Origin of the sequence: Novosphingobium sp. JCM 18896, from assembly GCF_025938095.1 — a bacterium.
In the GTDB taxonomy this organism is placed as follows: Bacteria; Pseudomonadota; Alphaproteobacteria; order Sphingomonadales; family Sphingomonadaceae; genus Novosphingobium.
Genome location: NZ_JAPCZF010000001.1, coordinates 657,258 through 677,375 on the forward strand (window position 1 = coordinate 657,258; position 20,118 = coordinate 677,375).

Genomic DNA, 20,118 nt, shown 5'->3' on the forward strand with positions numbered 1-20,118 from the left:
GCGGTTTCAGTTGGCCGACGGAGGCGGTGCCGGCGCGGGAATAGGGATGGGGGCCGGTGCTACGGCCGGCGGTGCCGGTACGGCCACCCTCCGCACGGTCAGAACCTTGACCGGCTTCTCGATCATCTGCCCCCTCATCACGCCTTCGCCGAGCGTGGCCGAAAGCGGCACGTCGTAGATCTTCCGCACCACGTCCATGCCCTCGACGACGTGGCCGAAGGCGGCGAAGCCGGCCTTGCCGTCGTCGGTCGTGGCGTTCGGGTCGGCGTCGAGCCCGGGCATGTCCGATAGCAGGATCGAGAAATCGCCGGCTGCGGTGCCGGGCGTGTAGCGCGCCATCGAGATCGCACCGGCCTTGTGCAGCACGCCGGTGACATTGGTCGGCTCGTGCGCGATCGGCGGCAGCGCGCGGCGCGGATCGCCGCGCGTGCCCGCCTGGACCAGTCCGTTCGGCTGCTCGCCCCACTTGAGCCGCATGACGCGGTAGAAGGCGATGCCGTCGAACCGGCGCTGATCGACGTAGCGCACGAAATTCCGCGTGGTTATGGGGGCGGCCTTCGCATCGAGATCGAGCGTGATCGTGCCGAGTTCGGTGACCATCGCGACGCGGACGGTATCGGGCAGTGGCGTGGGCTTGGGAGCGGCCTTGGGCGCGGCGGCAGAAGCGCTGACGGCGAGGGCGAGCAGCAACGGCGCGGCGGCGAGTGGGGCGAATCGAAGCGTCATGCCGCGATCATGCGCCAAAAAGAAAGGCGCGGCATCCTTCCCGGAAACCGCGCCTCTCTTTGGCGAATATGCTCGCGAGGATCAGCCGAGGTTGGCGCTGACCATCGTGTAGAACATCGGCAGCGACAGCAGCAGGTTGGTGCGGCTGGCGATCAGTGCGCGGGGAGCGGCCTTGGCCTTCTCCTCGTCGCTGGCTTCGACGATGCCGAGGATCTTCTTCTGCGCCGGCCAGATGATGACCCAGACGTTGAGGAACATGATGATCGCCATCCACATGCCGAGGCCGATCAGGTTGACGTTGCCTTCGCCCGAGAAGCTCAGTGCCTGGTGGCCGTAGCCGTTGATGAAGGCGATCGCGAGGCCGGTCAGCACGGTCAGCAGCGCGCCGTAGCGGAAGAAGAAGAACACGTTCGGGGCGATGTAGCCGGTGACGCCCTTCTTCAGTTCGGCCGGGATCTTGGGCATGGTCGGAACCTGGACGAAGTTCAGGTAGTAGAGCAGGCCGATCCACAGGACGCCGAAGAACAGGTGCAGCCAGCGCAGCACCGAGTTGGCATCGACCGTAGCCGACGGCGCGAAAGCCATCATGACAGCGATCGCGAGCACCAGGCCCACAGCGAGCACCAGGTGCAGGTTACCGAAAAGTTTGGCCATTGTTTCCCCCTAGGATTCCGAAGGCGCGACTACGCAGCGAACTGCAAAAGTTTGTTGGCGGACCGCCCGGAAAACCGCGGGTCAGCGCGCCATCTATTGCGGCATCGCGGCCGAATGTCACATGATTTTGCGTGATTGTGCACTTATTCGTGCGCGTTATTCGTGCGGGGGATTGGTCAGGACCTCGTCCTTCGATTCCTGGCCCAGGCCGTGACGCAGGACCATGGGAATCTGCGTGAAGGTGAACACGAACGAGAGGCTGGTGAATCCCCAGAGCTTGGCCTGGAGCCAGCCGTCGAAGGTGAGCACCTGGCGCAGCACTTCGTTGAGCCCCGCCAGGAACAGGAAGAACACCGCCCAGTTGCGCGAAAGCTTGAGCCAGCCGGCCTCGTCCAGGCCTTCGAAGGCCGATTGCAGCAGATAGCGCAGCATCGGCTTGCGCCGCGCGAGCCCGGCGAAGAGCACAGCCGCGAACAGCAGGTAGACCGCGGTGGGCTTGACCTGGACCCAGAACGGGTCGCCCAGCAGCACGGTCAGCGTGCCGAAGCCTAGGATCAGCACGGTCGACAGCCAGAGCATCGGCGAGACGTGGCCGAGGCGCCAGCGCGAGACGATCAGCGCGATCACCGTCGCGATCATGAAGGCGACGGTGCCCTTGGTCACCGCTACGACCACGACCAGGCCCTCGGCATCCGAGGGCGGGGCGAAATGGCGATAGGTCAGGAAGAAGACGAGCAGCGGCCCGAAATCGACGACGAGGTTGATCCACGAGCTCTTGGGCTTCTCGGGCTTGAGCGCGGCCGTATCGGACATGTCAGGCGACTCCCGCGATGACGCGCGCGACGAGGTCGGGGTCGAAGGGGCGCAGGTCGTCGATCTTCTCGCCGACGCCGATCGCGTGGATCGGCAGGCCGTATTGCTCGGCCGCGGCGACGAGCACGCCGCCGCGCGCGGTGCCGTCGAGCTTGGTCATGATCAGGCCGGAAACGCCGGCCACTTCCTTGAAGGTTTCGATCTGCTGCAAGGCATTCTGTCCGTTGGTCGCATCGAGCACCAGCACGACGTCGTGCGGGGCTTCGGGGTTCAGGCGGCCGAGGACGCGGCGAATCTTGGCCAGCTCGTCCATCAGCTCGCGCTTGTTCTGCAAGCGCCCGGCCGTATCCACGATTAACGCGTCGATGCCCTGCTCAGTTGCGGCCTTCACCGCATCGAACACGATCGAGGCGGGATCGCCGCCCTCGGGGCCGCGCACGATCGGCACGCCGAGCCGATCGGCCCAGACTGCGAGCTGGCCGATTGCGGCGGCGCGGAAGGTGTCGCCGGCGGCGAGCATGACGCCATAGTCCTGTTCCTGGAACAGGTGTGCGAGCTTGGCGATCGTCGTGGTCTTGCCCGAACCGTTGACGCCGATCACCAGGATCACCTGCGGGCGCGGAAAGGCGACGACTTCGAGCGGTTTGGCCACGGGGCGCAGGATCGCGGCGATCTCTTCGGCCACGGCCTGCTTGATCGCTGCCTCGTCGGCACCGCGTTCGAAACGCTCGCCCGACAAGCGCTCGCGGATGCGCGCGGCGGCCCGCGGGCCGAGGTCGGAGAGGATCAGCGCGTCCTCGATCTCGTCGAGCTGATCGTCGCTGAGCCGGGTCTGCGAAACGATCCCGGCGAGGTTCTCTGACAGACGTTCTGAAGTCTTGCGGAAGCCGCCGAACAGGCGGTCGCTCCAGGTTTCCGCGCTCATGCGAGCATTCCTTCGATGATCTGGCTTGGCGTTACGGTCTGCCACTGCGACGCCACGGCGTCGGCAGACAGGCGCACCCGCGCGAAATTGTCGGCGTGGCCGGTGCCGTCACGCTCGGCGAGCACGCGCAGCGGCTTGCCGATCAGCGAGTGCAGCCAGTCTGCGCGCTGTGCTGCGACGGCCTCGCGCAGCTGCGCCGCGCGGGCCTTGACCGTCGCCGGGGCGACCTGCGGCATCCTCGCGGCGGGGGTGCCGGGGCGGGGCGAATAGGGAAAGACATGGCCGTGGACGATGGCGAGGTCGGCGATGATCGAAAGATTGTTGGCGTGCATGGCCTCGTCTTCGGTGGGGAACCCGGCGATCAGGTCGGCGCCGATCGCGATCTCGGGGCGGCGTTCGCGCAGGCGCTCGACCAGGCGGACGGCGTCGGCGCGGGAGTGGCGGCGCTTCATGCGCTTGAGGATCAGGTCGTCGCCCGATTGCAGCGACAGGTGGACGTGCGGCATCACCCGCGGCTCGCAGCTGAGCAATTCGAACAACTGCCTATCGATCTCGATCCCGTCGAGCGAGGACAGGCGCAGGCGTTCTAGGCCGGGGAAGGTATCGAGGATCGCTGCGACCAGCGCGCCGAGCCGCGGCTCGCCGGGTAGGTCGCCGCCCCAAGAAGTCAGGTCCACGCCGGTCAGCACCACTTCGCGCGCGCCGGCGTCGAGATGGCGCGCGACGTCTTCCAGCACCGCGGGCACCGCGCGCGAACGGCTGGGGCCACGGCCTTGCGGGATGACGCAGAAGGTGCAGGCGCGGTCGCAGCCGGTCTGCACGTCGACGAAGGCGCGGGTATGCGCCTGGTGCGGTGCCGGCGGCGCAGGCGGCACGTTCCAGGCGCGCGGATCGAGCTTGGCCGTGTTGGCGACTAGGCCGTCGACCTCGGGCATCGCTGCGAGGGCTTCACGCTCGACCTCGGCGGCGCAGCCGGTGACGAGCAGGCGCGCGTTGGGCCGGGCCTTGCGCGCGCGGCGGATCGCCTGGCGCGTCTGGCGCACGGCCTCGGCGGTGACCGCGCAGGAGTTGATGACGGTCAGGTCTTCGCTCGCGGACAGCAGCCCGCGCAGGCTCTCGCTTTCGGACAAGTTGAGACGGCAGCCGAGCGAGACGACCTCTAGCGTCACGTCCTAGGCTCCGTAATCCGTAGGATCGAACGAACCGCGGAAGCTTTCGGCGGCGGCGCCGGTCATGACGATCTCGCCGTCCTCGCGCCATTCGATGCGCAGCGGACCGCCGGGCAGGGTGACCGTGACCGCGCGATCGACGAGACCGCGACGCATCGCGCCGATGGCCGTGGCGCAGGCACCGGTACCGCAGGCGCGGGTGAGGCCGGCACCGCGCTCCCACACGCGCAGGCGGATCGCGTCGCGCGCCGTGATCGTCGCGACGTTGACGTTGATGCGTTCGGGGAACAGCGGATCGTGCTCGATCTCGGGGCCGATCCGGCCGAGATCGACCGCGTCGGTATCGGGTACGAAGAAGATGACATGCGGATTGCCGACGTTGACCGCGGTCGGCGCGTCGAGTTCTTCCCAGCCCACGGGCATGGTCAGCGTGTCCATTGCATAAGCCAGGGGAATGCGATCCCAGTCGAACCGCGGCTGGCCCATCTCTACAGAGATGCCGCCCGCGGCAGGGCTCGCGGAGATCAGCCCGCCCGCGGTCTCGATCCGCGCGGCCTTGCCGTGGAGCAGCCCGACCGCGCGCGTCGCATTGCCGCAAGCCTCGACCTCGGAGCCGTCCGAATTGAAGATGCGCATGCGGAAATCGGCCGCATCGGACGGTTCGAGCACGATCAACTGGTCGCAGCCCACGCCCGTGTGGCGATCGGCAAGCGCGGCCGCCAGGGCATTGGTCATCGCGGGAATGCTGTCGGTGCGTCCGTCCAGCACGACGAAGTCGTTGCCGAGGCCGTGCATCTTGACGAAGGGTACGCGCATAGTGGCCGCGCTCTAGAGGCTATCGGCGCAAAGGGAAAGCGCCGCGGTGCGAGTCCTTCTCAGGAAGGGACGGCACCGCGGCGATTTGTCAGAACTGGCCCGAGATCAAGACCTCGGCGATCTGCACGGCGTTGAGCGCCGCGCCCTTGCGCAGGTTGTCGTTGGCGACGAACAGCACGAGGCCGTTCTCGGCCGAGGGATCGCGGCGCACGCGGCCGACGAAGACCGGGTCCTTGCCCGCGGCCTCAAGCGGATTGGGCACCTCGCTGAGCACGACGCCGGGCGCCTTGCCGAGCAGTTCGAGCGCCGTCTCGGGCGAGAGCGGGCGTTCGAACTCGACGTTGATCGCGATCGAGTGGCCGGTGAACACGGGAACGCGCACGCAGGTCGCGGCAACGCGCAGGCCGGGGATCTCGAGGATCTTGCGGCTCTCGTCGCGCAGCTTGAGCTCTTCCTCGGTGTAACCGTCCTCGCCGAGCACGTAGTTGAGCGGCACGACGTTGTAGGCGATCGGCACCGACCACTTGCGCGGCGTGCCGAGGTCGACCGAGCCACCGTCGTGCGCCAGGTCGGCGCAATTCTCGGCACCCGCGACGGTCTGTTCGCGCAGGATCTCGACGCCCTCGACGCCGCCGCCCGAGACCGCCTGATAGGTCGAGGCGACGAGGCGGACGAGGCCCGCGGCGTCATGCAGCGGCTTGAGCGCGGGCATGGCGGCCATGGTCGTGCAGTTGGGGTTGGCGACGATGCCCTTGGGCATCTGGTGCAGCGCGTGCTGGTTCACTTCGGCGACGACCAGCGGCACTTCGGGGTGCGAACGCCAGGCCGAGCTGTTGTCGATCACCACGGCGCCGGCCGCGGCGACCTTTTCGGCGAGCGCCTTCGAGGTCGAGCCGCCGGCCGAGAAGAACACCACGTCGAGGCCCGAATAGTCGGCGGTGGTCGCATCTTCGACCACGACGTCGCTGCCGTTGAAGGCGAGCGTCTTGCCGGCCGAGCGGGCCGAGGCGAACAGCCGCAGCGTGCCCACCGGGAAGTTCCGCTCTGCCAGCAGGCCGAGCATCATCGTGCCGACGAGACCCGTCGCGCCGACGACGCCGATGTTGTAGCGGCCGGTGGTGTTGTTGCGGTAGTTCATGAAAATGCGTCTCCTTGTCTGCGGAGGCGCGGGAAGCTTGGTCTTGCCTTGCAAGTGCCCCGCGCCTTGGCGGGGCTTTGTCCAGGTGCCTAGGTCTTAACCGTCAGCACGACCGGACCGCCCCGCGATGCGGGTCGGCTTGGTGCTAATGGTTTTAATCACCGTGGACATGGGCGGCCCGATAACCGAGCCACCCAAGCCTGTAAACCACCTTTAATCGCCGCCGCCGAACTTCAGCCGCACACCACCGTTGAGCACGAAGCCCTCGGTCGGTGCCCATACGTCGACGGTCCAGCGGCCGTCGGGCGCGCGGGTTCGCCGCAGCAGCGGATCGTACTGCGTCTGGCGCTTGCCGAAAACGTTCTCGGCATTGAGGAACAGCCGTGCCTTGCCCACGGCGATCTCGCCGAGCAGGCCGACTTCGACATAGCCGGGCGAGCGCGTGCGGTAGGGATTGTCCTCGAGCAGTTGCCCGCCCGTGTAATAGACCTCGAGCCCGAGCCGGCCCTTGTCGTGTTCCTCCCACATCGCGACGAGCCCCGCGGTGTGTTTGGGTGTCAGCGGCACCTGCCGGCGGCCGGGGCGATCGGGGTCTGGCTCTGTCGCATCGACGAAGACGTAGGAGCCGGTCACGGTGAAGCCGTCCTGGCGATAGCGCAGCAAGGTCTCTGCGCCGCGGATGCGCGTCTCGTCGGGGGCGTTGACCAGCCGGACGCGATCGGTGGCGATCGTCTCCAGTCGCGTCGAATTGCGCATGTTCGAGGCGAACAGGGTCAGGTTGGCCTCGATCGGTCCGCTGCGATAACCGAAATCCATCGAGGCGGTGCGCGCGGTCTCGGCTTTCAGATCGCCCAGGGGTTCGAGCCGCGACAGCCCTGCCGCTTCGATCTCCTCGACGAAAGGCGTCGGCGCATAGAAGCCGCGGCCGCCCGATAGGCGTATCGTCCAGGGCCCGGGCCGGTAGAGCAGCGACAGCCGCGGGCTGAACTGGGTGCCGTAGCGGTTGTGGAAGTCGACCCGCGCGCTGCCGGCGAGGGTTAGATCGGGCGTCACTTCCTGTTCGACCTGGCCGAACAGACCTGGGACCTCGTAGGCATAGTCGAAGGCGCCGAAGGTCTGCGAACGGAAGGAGTCGCGCTGCCAGGCCGCGCCGCCGACCCAGCTCGTGCCGCCGGCCTTGCCCGAGAGCGAGGCTTCGGCGAACAGCGTGGTGTGGCGATCGTCCTCGTGGGTCTGCCCGTAGAAGTGGTGGTGACGCTGTGTCATGCCCGCGGCGCGCAGGTGGGCGGTGACGTCTCCCAGCGGTGCCTGGGCGACGAGCCCCGCGTCGAAGCGATCGGTATCCTGTTCCTGGCGGAAGGCGGTGCCGTCGGGCACGGTGCGGCCGGGCAGGGTGCCGCCGCTGCGCCGCTCGGTCATGGCCCCGGCGGTGACGAAGGCCGAGGCGCCGTCGGCGCCTTCCCAGAACAGGCGCGGGCGGACTGTCCAGCGGCGATAGCCGGGCATGTCGGCCCAGCCATCACCGTCGCGGTCCTGCCGTGTCTGGCGGTGGTAGCCGCCGGTCAACGATGCGCGCCATGACTCTGACAGCGGGGTCGCGGCATAGGCCGTGGCATCCTGGCCGTCGCGCGAGGTGACGTTGAGCAGGACTTCGGCCTCGGGCTCTGCCTTGGGACGGCGCGAGACGAGGTTGATCACCCCGCCGAGCGCTGAAGGGCCATAAAGCGCCGAGGCGGCACCCTTGATGACCTCGACCTGGCCGAGATCGGTCGGCGGCACCTGCAGCAAGCCCAGCGACGAGGCCTGGCCGCCATAGAGCGGCAAGCCGTCGGCGAGGAGCTGGGTGAAGCGGCCGTCCATGCCCTGGACGCGGACGTTGGCGGCACCGAGCGCGGGCGAGGTGACCTGGACCCTGAGCCCGCCGGTCTCGCTGAGGATCATCGCGACGTTGCCCGGGCGCATGAGGATCTTCTCCTCGATCTCCTCGCGATCGATCACCTCGACGCGGACGGGCTCGTCCTGGACGCGACGGCCCGAGCGGGTGGCCTGGACTATGATGTCGTCCTCGGTTTCTTCGGTTTCGGCGGGTGCCGAGGTCTGGGTATCATCGGCCGCGGTCTGGGCGGCGGAAACATGGGGATTGAACAAGACGGCGCCTGCCAGCAGCAGGGCGCGGGTATTCGTAAGCATGGGAAACTCCTGAACACGATCGCAGGCATGCGGCCACGATGCGGGCCGCGTGATGGTCGTGGTTCAGGCCGAGGGCGGCTGGGTCGGCGGCGCGGTGGCAAGCGAGCGCAGCCGCGTGACCGGTCGGTCGAACAGCAGTGCCGCCAGGGGGGCAGGGCGGCAGAGCGCCGCGGCTGGATGGGGATCGGGCGCGATCGGGCAATGGTGATGGCCGGCGTGTGCCGCCCCGGTATGCGTATCGCTCGGGGATTCGTCTTCGCCGTGCTGCGCATGGGCGCGGGCTTCCGCGACGTGATCGGTCAGCGCATCGGCTTCGGCCGGCGACAGGTGGCTGCCGCACAGAAGCACGGTCAGGATCACGAGGAGGTGCACCACTCGACGCATGGTGCGGCCTTAACCCGTCGTGCGGCCTGCGCCTAGATGGTTCAGCCCTGGCTCGCGGTCTTGGGATCGATCGCGGGGGTGATGCGCTCCGCCGACGGTGTCGGCGGCTCGCTGAGCAGATCGAGGCTGGCCAGCTTGTCGCGCGTGACGCTGGCGGGCTGCGGCTGGCCGTAGAGGAAGCCCTGACCCTTGATGTCGCCGTACTGCATCAGCCGTTCGAGGATTTCCTTGTTCTCGATACCCTCGGCGGTGACGGGCAGGCCCAGGTCCTTGCCGAGCCGCGTGACCGCGTCGACGATCGCCGCGCTGTCGCTGTCCTCGGTCAGGTTGGTCACGAACATGCGGTCGATCTTGATCCGGTCGAACGGCAGGCTGCGCAACTGCGCGAGCGACGAATAGCCGGTGCCGAAATCGTCGAGGCTGATGCGGATGCCCTGGTTCTTGAGGCTGGTGACCAGGGTGCGCACCTCGCCGATGTTCTCGTGCAGGCACGATTCGGTGATCTCGATCTCGAGCCGATGCGGGGGGAAATTGGCTTCGAGCAGCATCTTGAGCAGCTTCTGCGCGAACCACGGATCGCGCATCTGCAGCGGCGAGATGTTGACCGACAGCGTCAGCCGCGGGTCCCAGGTCTTCGCGTCCTCGAGCGCCTGCGCGATCACGCTTTCCGACAGGTCGGCGATCGCGCCGATCTCCTCGGCGATGGGGATGAAGATCTCGGGGCTGATCACGCCGAGCGCGGGCGACTTCCACCGCGCGAGCATCTCGAAGCCGGTGAGCTGGCCCGTCGAAAGATCGATCTGCTGTTCGTAGAACGGCACGAATTCGCCGAGGCGGATGCCGCGACGGATGCCCTGCTCGATCTCGCGGCGGAAACGCAGCTCGTTCTGCATCGGCGCGTCGAACCAGAAGTAGCGGTTCTTGCCCGCGCGCTTGGCGTGGTACATCGCGATGTCGGCCATGTGCAGCAGCGTATGCGCGTCGGCCGGCTCCTCGCCGACCTCGCGCGAGAAGTCGCTGCGGGTGAGGCCGAGCGAGGCGGTGATCTCGATGCCGTTGCCGCTGACGTCGGAACGCGAAGCGATCGCCTCGATCAGCTCCGCGGCCAGGTCGTCGATCGCTTCGGGCCGCTTGGGATCGAGCGGGACCACGCAGGCGAACTCGTCGCCGCCCAACCTTGCGAGCAGCGCACGCTTGGGCAGCAGCGCGGCGATCCGCGCGGCGCATTCGCGCAGCACTTGGTCGCCGATGGAGTGCCCGTTGAAGTCGTTGATCTGCTTGAAGTTGTCGAGGTCGATCATGACCAGCGCGACGACTTCGCCGCGTTCGCTGCCGCGCGTGATCAGCTCGGCCGTGGCATCGGCCAGACTGCGGCGGTTGAGGCAGCCGGTCAGCGGGTCGGTCTCGGCCAGGAGCTTCGCCTGTTCCTCGGCCTTGCGGCGTTCCTGGACTTCGAGGGCGAGCTGGCGATAGCGGCGCCAGCCGAAGATGATCAGCGCGATGTTGAGCAGGAGCGCGCTGGTCAGCGCCTTGTCGGGGCCGAGCCCGACGCCCGCGAACGAGCGCACGACCTGCGGGACCACGACGCCGCCCGTACCGACGAACATGATGATCGCGGCGGTGGCGATGCCGAGCGCCACCATGTCGCGTTCGGCCCGGCCGAAGCGTTTTCTGGTGCCGTCCCTGGGGTCGCCGGGATTGTGTTTCGAGTCCGCCATCCGCGTACCTTTTTCCCGCAATGTGCGGAGGATACCCGGTGCGTTCTGAAATTTCGGTTAAGTTCCGCGGCCCGCCGGGGCGGGCCGTGCGGTCACTTCTTCAGGCCGATCTCGCGCAGGCGTTCCTGCAGATAGTCGTCGGCCGAGATCGACACCGGATAGCGATCGGGGTTTTCGGGCGTCACGCATTGCTGCAGCGTCTCGAAGCGGAAATCGCTGCGCAGGTGCAGGAAGAACGGCATCGAGTAGCGGCTGTGGCGCGCACGGTCGCCGGCGGGATTGCGCACGCGGTGCGTGGTCGAGGGCAGGACATGGTTGGTCAGCCGCTGCAGCATGTCGCCGATGTTGATCACCACCGCGCCTTCGGGGGGCGCCACCGGCAGCCAGTTCCCATCCTTGGCGAGCAGTTCGAGCCCGGCTTCCTCGGCGCCGAGCAGCAGGGTGATCAGGTTGATGTCCTCGTGCGCGCCGGCGCGGATCGCGCCGCCCTGGTCGGCGCCGACGGGCGGGTAATGCAGCAGGCGCAGCACCGAGTTGCCGTCCGCGATCGCCGGGGCGAACCAGTTCGCGTCGAGGCCCAGATGCACGGCGATGCGCGAAAGGATCACCGAGCCGACGCGGTCGAACTCGGCGAACAGCGGCTCGAACACGTCGCGGAAGCCCGCGGGGCGGCTCGGCCAGACGTTGGGCGGCATCGAACTCGTCGCCAGCGGGTGGCCGGCGGGCAGGTCGCGGCCGACGTGCCAGAACTCCTTGAGGTCGGTCTCGCTCGCGCCCTTGGCGATCTCGGTGCGGAACGGCGTATAGCCGCGCGCGCCCGACATGCCCTGGAGGAAATAGCTGCGCTTCTCCTCCTCGGGCAGGGCGAAGAGCTCCGCCGTCAGCCGCCAAGCGTCGGCGATCAGTTGGGAATCGATGCCGTGATCGCGCACCAGCGCGAAGCCGAAGGCACGGAAGGAATTGCCGATATCGTCCGAAAACCGCTGCGGTTCGTCGGCGAGGCTCAGCACGGGGAGGGTCTGGAGGTCCATGTCTTTCCCAGTCCGGAAATGGTCGTTATGGCCGCCCTCTACCGGACAATGGGCGGGCATGCATGACCAAAATCAACGACGCAGACTCGGAAGCACCACGCTACTGGCTGATGAAGTCGGAGCCCGACGTCTATGGCTGGGACGATCTCGTCGCCGAGGGCGAGGGCACCTGGGACGGCGTGCGCAACCACCGCGCCGCCAACAACCTGCGCGCGATGAAGAAGGGCGATCTGGCCTTCTTCTATCACTCGAACATCGGGCTGGAGATCGTCGGCATCGTCAAGATCTCCAAGGCCGGGCTCACCGATCCCAGCGATCCCGAGGGCAAGTGGGCGGCGGTCAAGGTCAAGCCGGTCAAGAAGCTCAAGCATCCGGTGACGCTCAAGGCGATCAAGGCCGATCCCGCGCTCGCCGAGATGGAACTGGTGCGCCTGTCGCGCCTGTCGGTGGCCGAACTGACGCCGCAGGAATGGGATTACGTGCTCGGCATGGCGAAGGCCTGATACACTCTATTACGGAACCAAGCGCGCTTTGGGCACGTTCCCTTTCCGAAGCCCGGGACATCGGTCTCGGCAATCAGGACAAGGAGTTACGTGATGGGTGAGCTCAAGGACAAGGCCAAGGGCCTCGCGAACGAACTGGCCGGTAACGTCAAGCAGGCCGCCGGCAAGGCGAACAACGATCCGGCGCTGCACGCCGAAGGCAAGGCGCAGGAGCGCAAGGGCGAAGCCCAGAACCTGCTCGGCAAGGTCAAGGGCGCTCTCGGCGACAAGATCTGAAGCTTTTTTCCGATTGCGGAGAGGAAGGGTCGTTCCCACGGGGGCGGCCCTTTTTCGTGGCTGTCCCGGAACGGGAAGCTCGCGCCGAACCTAGGTTAACCGGCTGGTGCAATGGTGAACAATTTCTTAACTCTTCGTCATGAGCAAGCGACGCGCCCTGGTCCTCTCGGACGAATCCGCCCGGCATCCGTTCCTGGCAAGCCTGCCGGCGCACGTACGCCGCGTCGATCGTGATCTCGACGTGCGCAGCCGTACCCATGGTGCCGGCTGGCGCGATTTCCTGACCGCCTACAGCGCTTGCCTGGCCGCGGTCGCGACCTTCATCGCCTGATCTGAAACTCCTGCGGCCGCTCAGCCCGCGACGGCCAGCTCGGCCTTGTAGAGCAGTCGGCCGAGCCAGGCCGAACCCAGGCACATCGCCGCGACGAGCAGAAGCTGGTCGGCTATGGCCACGCCCCCGGCGCTGAGGCCGACGGCCAGCAGCGAACCCACGACCATCGCCCCCGAATTGACGATGTTGTTTGCTGCGATCGTGCGTGCGGTCTCCGACTTGTCGACCGAGGTGGTGAGGAAGGCATAGAGCGGCACGACGAACATGCCGCCGGCGATCGCGATGCCGAGCAAGGTGCCGAGCAGCGGCAAGGCCAGCGGCTGGACGACGAAGCCGGCGACGTCGAGCAGCCCCTCGATCGGCTGCGTGCCCCAGTTGGCGCAGACCAGATGGAAGGCGACGACGAAGACGCCCATGACGATGACCGAGGCCGGCGAAAAGCGCGCCGAGACCTTGCCCTTGAGCAGCGCGTTGATCGTCATCGAGCCGATGGCGATGCCGACCGAGAAGATCACCAGGAACAGGCTGGCCACTTCCTTGCTGGCGTGGAGCACGTTCTTGGCGAGCGGCGGGAACTGGATGAACAGCACCGCGCCAATCGTCCAGAAGAACGAGATCGCCATGATCGCGAGGAACACGCGGCGCTCGTCCATCGTCTTGCGTATCAGGGTCGCCGACGAACGGAACACGTGGAAGTCGAGCGGCTGCGCGGCGGTCAGCGGCGGGGCGGGGGGGACCTGGCGGCCCGCGAAATAGCCGACCACCGCGGTCAGCACGACGCAGAGCGCGGCCCATTCGACCTCGATCCAGCCAGCCAGGATCGTGCCCGCGAGCACGGCCATGTAGGTACCGGCCTCGACCAGGCCGGTGCCGGCGAGGACCTCGTCCGATTTCAGGTGCTGCGGCAGGATCGCGTACTTGATCGGGCCGAAGAAGGTCGAATGGATGCCCATCGCGAACAGCGCGAGCAGCATCAGCGGGATCGCCACCGCCTTCACCATCATGCCCTGCCAGGCCAGCACCAGACCGGCGCCGCCGACCAGCATGATCAGGATCTCGCAGAACTTGACGATGCGGATGATCTTCGCCTTGTCGCGCATGTCGGCGAGCTGGCCCGACAGCGCTGAGAGCACGAAGAAGGGGATGATGAACAGCGCCGAGGCGATCGCGCTGAACCGCGCTTCCTCGGCTTCCGAATTGTAGACGCTGTAGACGACGTACAGCACCATGGCGTTCTTGAAGAGGTTGTCGTTGAAGGCGCCGAGGAGCTGGGTAACGAAAAGCGGCAGGAAACGGCGCGTGCCGATGAGGTGCGTGGTTGTTGTCATGGCCTCGTGTTCGGCAATCTCTCTTGGCGCGTGACCCTAGCGCCTGCTTGGTGGTCCACAAGCCCTCTAGCGCCTCTTTTGTGCAGAAGTGTTACCCGCTATCTCTCGGATCACCATGCTGACTCTCCCCAACATTCTCACGCTCTCGCGCATCGTCGCCCTGCCGATCCTGGCTGCGCTGCTGTGGTGGCCAACCTGGGAGATGGGCTATGGAATCGCCTTCGCGGTCTACTGCCTGATGGGCATCACCGACTATTTCGACGGCTACCTGGCGCGCGCGCAGGGCACCGTCTCGAAGCTCGGCGTCTTCCTCGATCCGATCGCCGACAAGATCATGGTGGCGACGGTGATCCTGGTGCTGACGGCGCAGGGCATCCTCCGCGGCCCCTATGTCGGCGACATGCACGTCATCGCCGGCCTGATCATCCTGATCCGCGAGATCGCGGTCTCGGGCCTGCGCGAATTTCTCGGTGGACTGCAGGTTTCGGTGCCGGTCAGTCGCTTGGCCAAATGGAAGACGACCTTTCAGCTTATCTGCCTCGGCGCGCTGATCCTCGGTAACGCGCTGCCCGGCTGGACGGTGACCTTGGCCGACTTCACCTTCAACCTCCCGCACACGGTGGGCCTGACCACGCTCTGGGCCGCGGCGGCGTTGACGCTGGTGACCGGCTGGGACTACCTGCGGGTGGGGCTCAAGCACATGGACTGAGATGTTCCGTTATTCGGAATGACGAATGAATTTTCGACAAATCCCGGTCGTGACTTGCCGGATTACTTGCTTGTCAGGTGCATGCGTAAGTTTGGCCCGCCAACAGGTTGCCTAGGTTACTAATTTCGCGGAAGTCGCATCCCAGTCATCGTCGCGACGATACTGTGAATTAATTCAATGCTCCTGTGGAAACGCATTGTGTGCGATACCTGATCGCTTATAGTTCCCCCTGAAAAACAAGAATTGGGAGCAATTCCAGACCGCTCGAAGACTCGCTCCGGCCCGCAAGGACGCGCGCCGGCAACCGAGCACGGCGGCTGAGAATGGCCGGCCCGGTCGGGTCGGTCCTCATGGGGAGGAAGCTATGAAGCTGACTGGCGTGTCCCGTAATTCTCTGCTTGCATCCACGGCAATCGCGATAGGCCTCGGCCTGCCGATGCAAGCCATGGCCCAGTCGTCCGAGGGTAACGTCGGACTGGAGGAAATCGTTGTCACCGCGCAGAAGCGCGAACAGAGTTTGCAGGACGTGCCGATCGCGGTGACCGCGGTCACCCAGGAAAACCTCCAGGCCAACCGCATCTTCACGGTCAACGACCTCTCGGCCGTGGCGCCGGGCGTGACGGTGAAGCCCTCGGCCGGCGGCATTTCGACGCCCTCGTTCACGATCCGCGGTCAGACCAGCTTCGGCGTGGTCGCGGGCTCGGACAAGCAGGTCTCGATCTACGTGGACGGCGTCTACATCGGCTCTCCGCGCGGCTCGATCTTCCAGCTTCCCGACATCCAGCGGCTCGAAGTGCTGCGCGGGCCACAGGGCACGCTGTTCGGTCGCAATGCCACGGCGGGCGCGATCAGCGTGACCACGCGCGACCCCAACGGCGATGCGCGGGTGAAGCTCGAAGGGTCCTACGGCAACTATGACGCCTATCGCCTGCGCGCGACGGTCGAGACGCCGCAGTTCGGGCCGTTCAGCGCCTACTTCAGCTACGTGCGCGACTATCGCCGCGGCGAGATCCGCAACGCCGCCGAAGGCACCCTCTGGGATCGCAGCAATTCGCCGTCGGGCTTCGGCGTCAAGCGCTCGCCGCGCTGGCTCGGCACGGTCGATTCGAATTCGTACTTCGCGGCGGTGAAGTTCGAGCCGAGCGACAGCTTCAAGCTCGTCTACAAGTACGATCGCAACGACGACAAGGGCACGCCTGAAGGCACCGGCTTCATCGGCTATGATGCGGCGGCGGGCGGCGGCCTGCTCGGCGGGGTGCTGACCGCGCTCTATTCGAGCCAGCAGACCTATGCGGCGCCCGACGGCAAGCGTCCCGACGTCGTCACCAACGCCTGGGTGACCGCGCGCGAGCAGCGCGTGCAGGGCCACAGCGCGACCGCGACCTGGCAGGCGACCGACTCGATCGTGGTCAAGAACATCTTCGCCTATCGCAAGGCCACGGTTTTCGCACCGTCGGCCATCGACGGCGTCGGCACGCTGACCTTCACCCCGCAGGTGGTCCAGCCCTTCGCGCTGCTTTCGGCGGTCGGCCAGATCGGCGCCGGCTTCTTCGCGCTGCCGCAGGCGCAGCAGGCGGCGATCCTCGGGCAATTCGCTGCGGGGTTGACGCCGCTGGTCGGCTCGCGCGTCGCCATCGTCAATTCGCAGGCCTCGTCGATCGCCAAGCAGTGGAGCGACGAACTCCAGGTGAACTACACCTCGGAGCGACTCCAGGCGACCCTGGGCGCGCTTTGGTATCACTCGGACGACGAGGCCGGCGGCCCGATCGGTCAGCAGAACACGCTGACCTTCGGCACCTTCCTGCCCGCCTCGGGCGTGATCCCGCTGGGCAACGAAGGGCGCTATTTCAACAAGGCGACCTCGCTGGCGGCCTATGCCCAGCTCGAGTTCAAGGTGACCCCCGAGCTCGAGATCGTCGGCGGCGCGCGCGTGACCTACGACAAGAAGACCAGCTCGTTCCGCTGGGACGTGCGCAGTGCCACGACCGGCGTGGTTTCGCCGCGGCCGCTGATCGTGCCGCCCGAGTATAGCAAGACCAAGCCCAACTTCCTGATCGGCGTGAACTGGAAGCCCAACCAGCAGACGCTGCTCTATGCCAAGTACTCGACCAGCTTCGTGTCGGGCGGCTCGACCGCGGGCATCGTCTACGAGCCTGAGACCGCGAGCTCGGTCGAACTCGGCTTCAAGGGCGATTTCCTCGATAACCGCCTGCGCACCAACCTCGCGCTGTTCCACGTCGACTACAACCACTTCCAGTCGCCGCAATCGACCACGGCGGCGAACTCGGTGGCGGCGGTGCTGCCGACCTTGACCACGCTCTACGGCGCGGCAACGGCGGGCGAGCTGATCTCGAGCCTGTCCACCTTCGTCGTCGACCAGGGCAAGATCCGCGCGCGTGGCTTCGAGCTCGAAGTCACGGCGGCGCCGACGCGCGGGCTGACCCTGGGCGGCAGCGTCAGCTACACCGACGTCAAGTTCCCCTTCATCAACCCGGCGGTCCTGGCCGGGACGGGCGGGGTGTTCCGAGTCACCGCGCGACCGAAGTGGACCGCGAGCGCCTATGGCTCCTACGAGACCGAGCCGCTGTTCGGCGAGACGACGCTGAACTTCCGCGCGGACGTGCTCTATCGCTCGAAGATCCTGTTCAGCCTCAATCCGGCGATCGACATCTATGCGTCGCGTAGCAATGCCTCGATGGCCGAGGTCAAGGGCTTCGCTTTGGTCAACGGCCGTGTCGCGCTGCGCCATCTGTCGATCGGTGGGGCCGATGCCGAGCTTGCGGTCTGGGGCAAGAACCTGACCAACCGCAAGGATGCGACCTTCGCGCTGTTCACCCCGCTCGCGACCTCGGCAAACTACGTCGCGCCGCGGACCTACGGCGTCGAGCTCAGCATCGAATTCTGATAACAGGGGCGCGCCCGGGCCGAGAGGTCCGGGCGTTGTCTCAGCCGTTAGACTGTCAGTCGCGATGCCTCAATCGCTTCGCGATGCGATTTACGCTCCATCCGAATATGATGGAGGCAACGAGCAGGCCGCCGAGCTGCAGCCACATGTTGTTGAAATTGCCCGAGCAGGGTGCAGGCCTGCCTTCGCACCCGCCTCCGCCAAGGGTTGTTCCGATGAAAATAACGAACGCGATCGGAGCGAATACCAGCGGAGCGAGGATGCAGCCCCAATTTATGCGATGATTATCGGAGAATGCCATGGCGGAAAGTTGCATGAGCCGTGGCCGGAAGCAATTCAGCCCGTCCGAAGTTCCTCGGCGAGCATCCTGAACTCTTCGGCGCGCGGGCTGTTCTTGCGCCAGACCAGCGCGATCTCGCGATTGGCATGCGGTGCGTTGAGCGGGCGGGCGACGACGTTGGTACCGTTGAGGATACCCGCGTCGAGCGCCATTTCGGGCAGCATCGTCAAACCAAGGCCGTTGTCGACCATCTGTACCAGCGTGTGCAGCGACGTGCCGATCATCGTCGCGCTGGCGCGCAGTTCGGGCCGGTTGCAGGCGGCGAGCGCGTGGTCCTTGAGGCAGTGCCCGTCTTCGAGCAGCAGCAGCCGGTTCTCGTCAATCGCCGCGGGCGAAATCTCGGCCGGCGGATCGCGCGGATCGTCCTTGGGGAAGGCGACGAAGAAGGCGTCGAGCTCGATCGTCTCCTTTTCGACCTCGCCGGTGGCATAGGGCAGGGCGAGCAGCACGCAGTCGGCACGGCCGTGGTGCAGCGACTCGATGGCCTGGGCACTCGGCTCCTCGCGCAGGAACAGCTTGAGGGCGGGGCGCTCGCGGCGCAGGCGGGGCAGCATGCGCGGCAGCAGGAACGGCGCGATCGTCGGGATCACGCTCATCCGCACTTCGCCCGAAAGTGGCTGGCCGCTCGACTGGACGAGCTCGGAAAGTTCCTCGGCCTCGCGCAGGATGCGGTGCGCCTTGGCGACCACGGCATTGCCCAGCGGGGTGAAGCGCACGGCGCGCTTGGTCCGCTCGACCAGGACAACGCCAAGCAGCGCCTCGAGATCGCGCAGGCCGGCCGAGAGGGTCGACTGCGAGACGAAGGTCGCTTCGGCGGCGCGGCCGAAGTGGCCGTGCTCGTGGAGCGCCACGAGGTATTGGAGCTGCTTGAGGGTCGGGTGGTAGACCGTCACGCGGCGGCTTCGTCCGGCGTATCGCCCTTCGGCTCTTCGACCTCGTCGTCGACGTGGGTCATCTTCAGCTTACCGTCGACCACGGCGAAGGCCATCTTGCCCTCGACCAGATCGAGCGCGTCGTGGCCGAACACCTCGTAGCGCCAGCCTTCGAGGATCGGCAGCTTCTTGCGCACGCCGGCGGCCAGCATCTCGAGCTCGTCGCTGCGCGCGAGCAGGCGGGCGGCGACGTCGATCTCGCGGCTGCGGATCTTGAGCAGCAGCTTGAGCAGGTCCGCCACCAGGGCGCCTTCCTTGCCCAGCGGTGCGCCGCGCGGCGCGCGGGCGGGCATCTCGGCGTCGGTCAAAGGCTGGGCGTCGGCCAGCGTCTGCATCAGGCGCTTGCCGATCTCGTTGTCCTTCCAGCCGGCCGAGAGCCCGCGGACCTTGGCGAGGTCGGCCTGGGTCTTGGGCGGATGGCTGGCGATGTCGGCAACGGTCTCGTCGCGCGCAATGCGGCCGCGCGGGATGTTCTTGTCCTGCGCCTCGACCTCGCGCCAGGCGGCGAGGGCACGCAGACGGCCGAGCACCGCGGCGTTGCGGCTGGGCGCCTTGATCCGCTCCCAGGCTTCGTTCGGCTCGTTGCGATAGTTCTCGGGATCGGCGAGCTTTTCCATCTCCTGGTCGAGCCAGGCGCCGCGGCCGGTCTTCTTGAGCCGTGCGAGGATCTTGGGGAAGATCTTGCAGAGGTGGGTGACGTCGCCGATCGCATATTCGATCTGGCGTTCGGTCAGCGGCCGGCGCGACCAGTCGGTGAAGCGCGCGCCCTTGTCGATCGTCAGGCCCAGCCACGATTCGACGAGGTTCGAATAGCCGATCTGCTCGGACTGGCTGATCGCCATCATCGCGATCTGCGTGTCGAAGATCGGGTGCGGCGTGCGGCCGGTGAAGTTGTAGACGATCTCGACGTCCTGGCCGCCGGCGTGGAAGACCTTGAGGACCTCCTCGTTGTCGGTCAGCAGGTCCCACAGCGGGGTCATGTCGAGACCCGCCGCCAGCGGATCGACCGCGGCGGCTTCTTCAGTATTGGCGATCTGCACCAGGCAGAGCTCGGGCCAATAGGTGTTCTCGCGCATGAATTCGGTGTCGACGGTGACGAAATCGGATTTCGCAAGGCGGCCGCAGAGATCGGCCAGCGCGTCGGTAGTGGTAATAAGAGGGTGTATCTTCATGGGTCTTTGTTCTGTTATGGGCCCGTGCGGGCCCTCGGCTTGACAAAATTGCGGCCAT

At 66.6% G+C, this 20,118-nt stretch carries 19 protein-coding genes; 5 read left to right on the forward strand and 14 right to left on the reverse strand.

Going from position 1 to position 20,118, the window contains the following annotated elements; translation table 11 throughout:
• Window positions 1–6: 6 nt before the first annotated feature.
• The 11 genes from OLX23_RS03245 to OLX23_RS03295 all read right to left on the reverse strand — a co-directional run bounded on the left by OLX23_RS03245 (window position 7) and on the right by OLX23_RS03295 (window position 11,564).
• The gene (locus tag OLX23_RS03245; protein ID WP_264443008.1) at window positions 7–726 is read right to left on the reverse strand and encodes a peptidylprolyl isomerase; all 720 of its coding nucleotides are present in this window, start codon (window positions 724–726) and stop codon (window positions 7–9) included.
• An 81-nt stretch (window positions 727–807) separates the two neighbouring features.
• The gene (locus tag OLX23_RS03250; protein WP_264443009.1) at window positions 808–1,380 is read right to left on the reverse strand and encodes a urate hydroxylase PuuD; all 573 of its coding nucleotides are present in this window, start codon (window positions 1,378–1,380) and stop codon (window positions 808–810) included.
• 156 nt (window positions 1,381–1,536) lie between these two features.
• Window positions 1,537–2,193 (reverse strand): inner membrane-spanning protein YciB, encoded by a 657-nt coding sequence (locus OLX23_RS03255; RefSeq protein ID WP_264443012.1) that lies wholly within the window; start codon window positions 2,191–2,193, stop codon window positions 1,537–1,539.
• A 1-nt stretch (window position 2,194) separates the two neighbouring features.
• A complete protein-coding gene (ftsY, locus tag OLX23_RS03260) occupies window positions 2,195–3,118 on the reverse strand; it encodes a signal recognition particle-docking protein FtsY (RefSeq protein ID WP_264443014.1) in 924 nt (307 codons plus the stop codon).
• Entirely contained in the window at window positions 3,115–4,287 is a 1,173-nt protein-coding gene (locus OLX23_RS03265) for a MiaB/RimO family radical SAM methylthiotransferase (protein ID WP_264443015.1), read from the reverse strand. The genes ftsY and OLX23_RS03265 overlap by 4 nt, the downstream gene beginning before the upstream one ends.
• A gap of 3 nt (window positions 4,288–4,290) precedes the next feature.
• On the reverse strand, window positions 4,291–5,103 hold the full coding sequence (dapF, locus tag OLX23_RS03270) for a diaminopimelate epimerase (protein WP_264443016.1): 813 nt from the start codon (window positions 5,101–5,103) through the stop codon (window positions 4,291–4,293).
• A gap of 88 nt (window positions 5,104–5,191) precedes the next feature.
• Window positions 5,192–6,241, reverse strand: a complete 1,050-nt coding sequence (locus OLX23_RS03275; RefSeq protein ID WP_264443018.1) for an aspartate-semialdehyde dehydrogenase — start codon at window positions 6,239–6,241, stop codon at window positions 5,192–5,194.
• Window positions 6,242–6,454: 213 nt separating this feature from the next.
• Entirely contained in the window at window positions 6,455–8,431 is a 1,977-nt protein-coding gene (locus OLX23_RS03280) for a TonB-dependent receptor plug domain-containing protein (protein WP_264443020.1), read from the reverse strand.
• A gap of 63 nt (window positions 8,432–8,494) precedes the next feature.
• Window positions 8,495–8,815 carry a hypothetical protein gene (locus OLX23_RS03285; protein ID WP_264443021.1) on the reverse strand — a complete coding sequence of 107 codons (321 nt, stop codon included), beginning with the start codon at window positions 8,813–8,815 and terminating at the stop codon, window positions 8,495–8,497.
• Between the two features lie 41 nt (window positions 8,816–8,856).
• Window positions 8,857–10,533 (reverse strand): putative bifunctional diguanylate cyclase/phosphodiesterase, encoded by a 1,677-nt coding sequence (locus OLX23_RS03290; protein WP_264443023.1) that lies wholly within the window; start codon window positions 10,531–10,533, stop codon window positions 8,857–8,859.
• A 92-nt stretch (window positions 10,534–10,625) separates the two neighbouring features.
• A complete protein-coding gene (locus OLX23_RS03295; RefSeq protein ID WP_264443024.1) occupies window positions 10,626–11,564 on the reverse strand; it encodes an isopenicillin N synthase family dioxygenase in 939 nt (312 codons plus the stop codon).
• 62 nt (window positions 11,565–11,626) lie between these two features.
• Here OLX23_RS03295 and OLX23_RS03300 point away from each other — a divergent pair, with 62 nt between their 5' ends.
• The 3 genes from OLX23_RS03300 to OLX23_RS03310 all read left to right on the forward strand — a co-directional run bounded on the left by OLX23_RS03300 (window position 11,627) and on the right by OLX23_RS03310 (window position 12,674).
• Window positions 11,627–12,067 carry an EVE domain-containing protein gene (locus OLX23_RS03300; RefSeq protein ID WP_264443026.1) on the forward strand — a complete coding sequence of 147 codons (441 nt, stop codon included), beginning with the start codon at window positions 11,627–11,629 and terminating at the stop codon, window positions 12,065–12,067.
• Between the two features lie 93 nt (window positions 12,068–12,160).
• Window positions 12,161–12,343, forward strand: a complete 183-nt coding sequence (locus tag OLX23_RS03305) for a CsbD family protein (protein WP_264443029.1) — start codon at window positions 12,161–12,163, stop codon at window positions 12,341–12,343.
• A 139-nt stretch (window positions 12,344–12,482) separates the two neighbouring features.
• Window positions 12,483–12,674 carry a hypothetical protein gene (locus OLX23_RS03310; RefSeq protein WP_264443031.1) on the forward strand — a complete coding sequence of 64 codons (192 nt, stop codon included), beginning with the start codon at window positions 12,483–12,485 and terminating at the stop codon, window positions 12,672–12,674.
• A 20-nt stretch (window positions 12,675–12,694) separates the two neighbouring features.
• On the opposite strand, the gene OLX23_RS03315 is transcribed toward OLX23_RS03310, so the two are convergent.
• Window positions 12,695–14,002: an MFS transporter gene (locus tag OLX23_RS03315; RefSeq protein ID WP_264443034.1), complete on the reverse strand. Its 1,308-nt coding sequence runs from the start codon at window positions 14,000–14,002 to the stop codon at window positions 12,695–12,697.
• A gap of 115 nt (window positions 14,003–14,117) precedes the next feature.
• On the opposite strand from OLX23_RS03315, the gene pgsA reads away from it, so the two are divergent.
• A complete protein-coding gene (gene pgsA / locus OLX23_RS03320) occupies window positions 14,118–14,711 on the forward strand; it encodes a CDP-diacylglycerol--glycerol-3-phosphate 3-phosphatidyltransferase (RefSeq protein WP_264443036.1) in 594 nt (197 codons plus the stop codon).
• A 379-nt stretch (window positions 14,712–15,090) separates the two neighbouring features.
• Complete coding sequence (locus OLX23_RS03325) at window positions 15,091–17,616, forward strand: TonB-dependent receptor (protein WP_264443038.1); 2,526 nt, start codon at window positions 15,091–15,093, stop codon at window positions 17,614–17,616.
• A gap of 336 nt (window positions 17,617–17,952) precedes the next feature.
• Here the strand turns inward: OLX23_RS03325 and OLX23_RS03330 are convergent, their stop codons facing one another.
• Together OLX23_RS03330 and rnd are read right to left on the reverse strand one after the other, a co-directional pair.
• Window positions 17,953–18,849: a hydrogen peroxide-inducible genes activator gene (locus OLX23_RS03330; RefSeq protein WP_264443041.1), complete on the reverse strand. Its 897-nt coding sequence runs from the start codon at window positions 18,847–18,849 to the stop codon at window positions 17,953–17,955.
• A complete protein-coding gene (gene rnd, locus OLX23_RS03335) occupies window positions 18,846–20,060 on the reverse strand; it encodes a ribonuclease D (RefSeq protein ID WP_264443043.1) in 1,215 nt (404 codons plus the stop codon). The genes OLX23_RS03330 and rnd overlap by 4 nt, the downstream gene beginning before the upstream one ends.
• Window positions 20,061–20,118: the final 58 nt, after the last annotated feature.

Coding starts and splice junctions, on each gene's coding strand:
- OLX23_RS03245 (WP_264443008.1), bottom strand. CDS start 726: ATGACGCTTCGATTCGCCCCACTCGCCGCCGCGCCGTTGCTGCTCGCC.
- OLX23_RS03250 (WP_264443009.1), bottom strand. CDS start 1,380: ATGGCCAAACTTTTCGGTAACCTGCACCTGGTGCTCGCTGTGGGCCTG.
- OLX23_RS03255 (WP_264443012.1), bottom strand. CDS start 2,193: ATGTCCGATACGGCCGCGCTCAAGCCCGAGAAGCCCAAGAGCTCGTGG.
- ftsY (WP_264443014.1), bottom strand. CDS start 3,118: ATGAGCGCGGAAACCTGGAGCGACCGCCTGTTCGGCGGCTTCCGCAAG.
- dapF (WP_264443016.1), bottom strand. CDS start 5,103: ATGCGCGTACCCTTCGTCAAGATGCACGGCCTCGGCAACGACTTCGTC.
- OLX23_RS03275 (WP_264443018.1), bottom strand. CDS start 6,241: ATGAACTACCGCAACAACACCACCGGCCGCTACAACATCGGCGTCGTC.
- OLX23_RS03280 (WP_264443020.1), bottom strand. CDS start 8,431: ATGCTTACGAATACCCGCGCCCTGCTGCTGGCAGGCGCCGTCTTGTTC.
- OLX23_RS03285 (WP_264443021.1), bottom strand. CDS start 8,815: ATGCGTCGAGTGGTGCACCTCCTCGTGATCCTGACCGTGCTTCTGTGC.
- OLX23_RS03290 (WP_264443023.1), bottom strand. CDS start 10,533: ATGGCGGACTCGAAACACAATCCCGGCGACCCCAGGGACGGCACCAGA.
- OLX23_RS03295 (WP_264443024.1), bottom strand. CDS start 11,564: ATGGACCTCCAGACCCTCCCCGTGCTGAGCCTCGCCGACGAACCGCAG.
- OLX23_RS03300 (WP_264443026.1), top strand. CDS start 11,627: ATGACCAAAATCAACGACGCAGACTCGGAAGCACCACGCTACTGGCTG.
- OLX23_RS03305 (WP_264443029.1), top strand. CDS start 12,161: ATGGGTGAGCTCAAGGACAAGGCCAAGGGCCTCGCGAACGAACTGGCC.
- OLX23_RS03310 (WP_264443031.1), top strand. CDS start 12,483: ATGAGCAAGCGACGCGCCCTGGTCCTCTCGGACGAATCCGCCCGGCAT.
- OLX23_RS03315 (WP_264443034.1), bottom strand. CDS start 14,002: ATGACAACAACCACGCACCTCATCGGCACGCGCCGTTTCCTGCCGCTT.
- pgsA (WP_264443036.1), top strand. CDS start 14,118: ATGCTGACTCTCCCCAACATTCTCACGCTCTCGCGCATCGTCGCCCTG.
- rnd (WP_264443043.1), bottom strand. CDS start 20,060: ATGAAGATACACCCTCTTATTACCACTACCGACGCGCTGGCCGATCTC.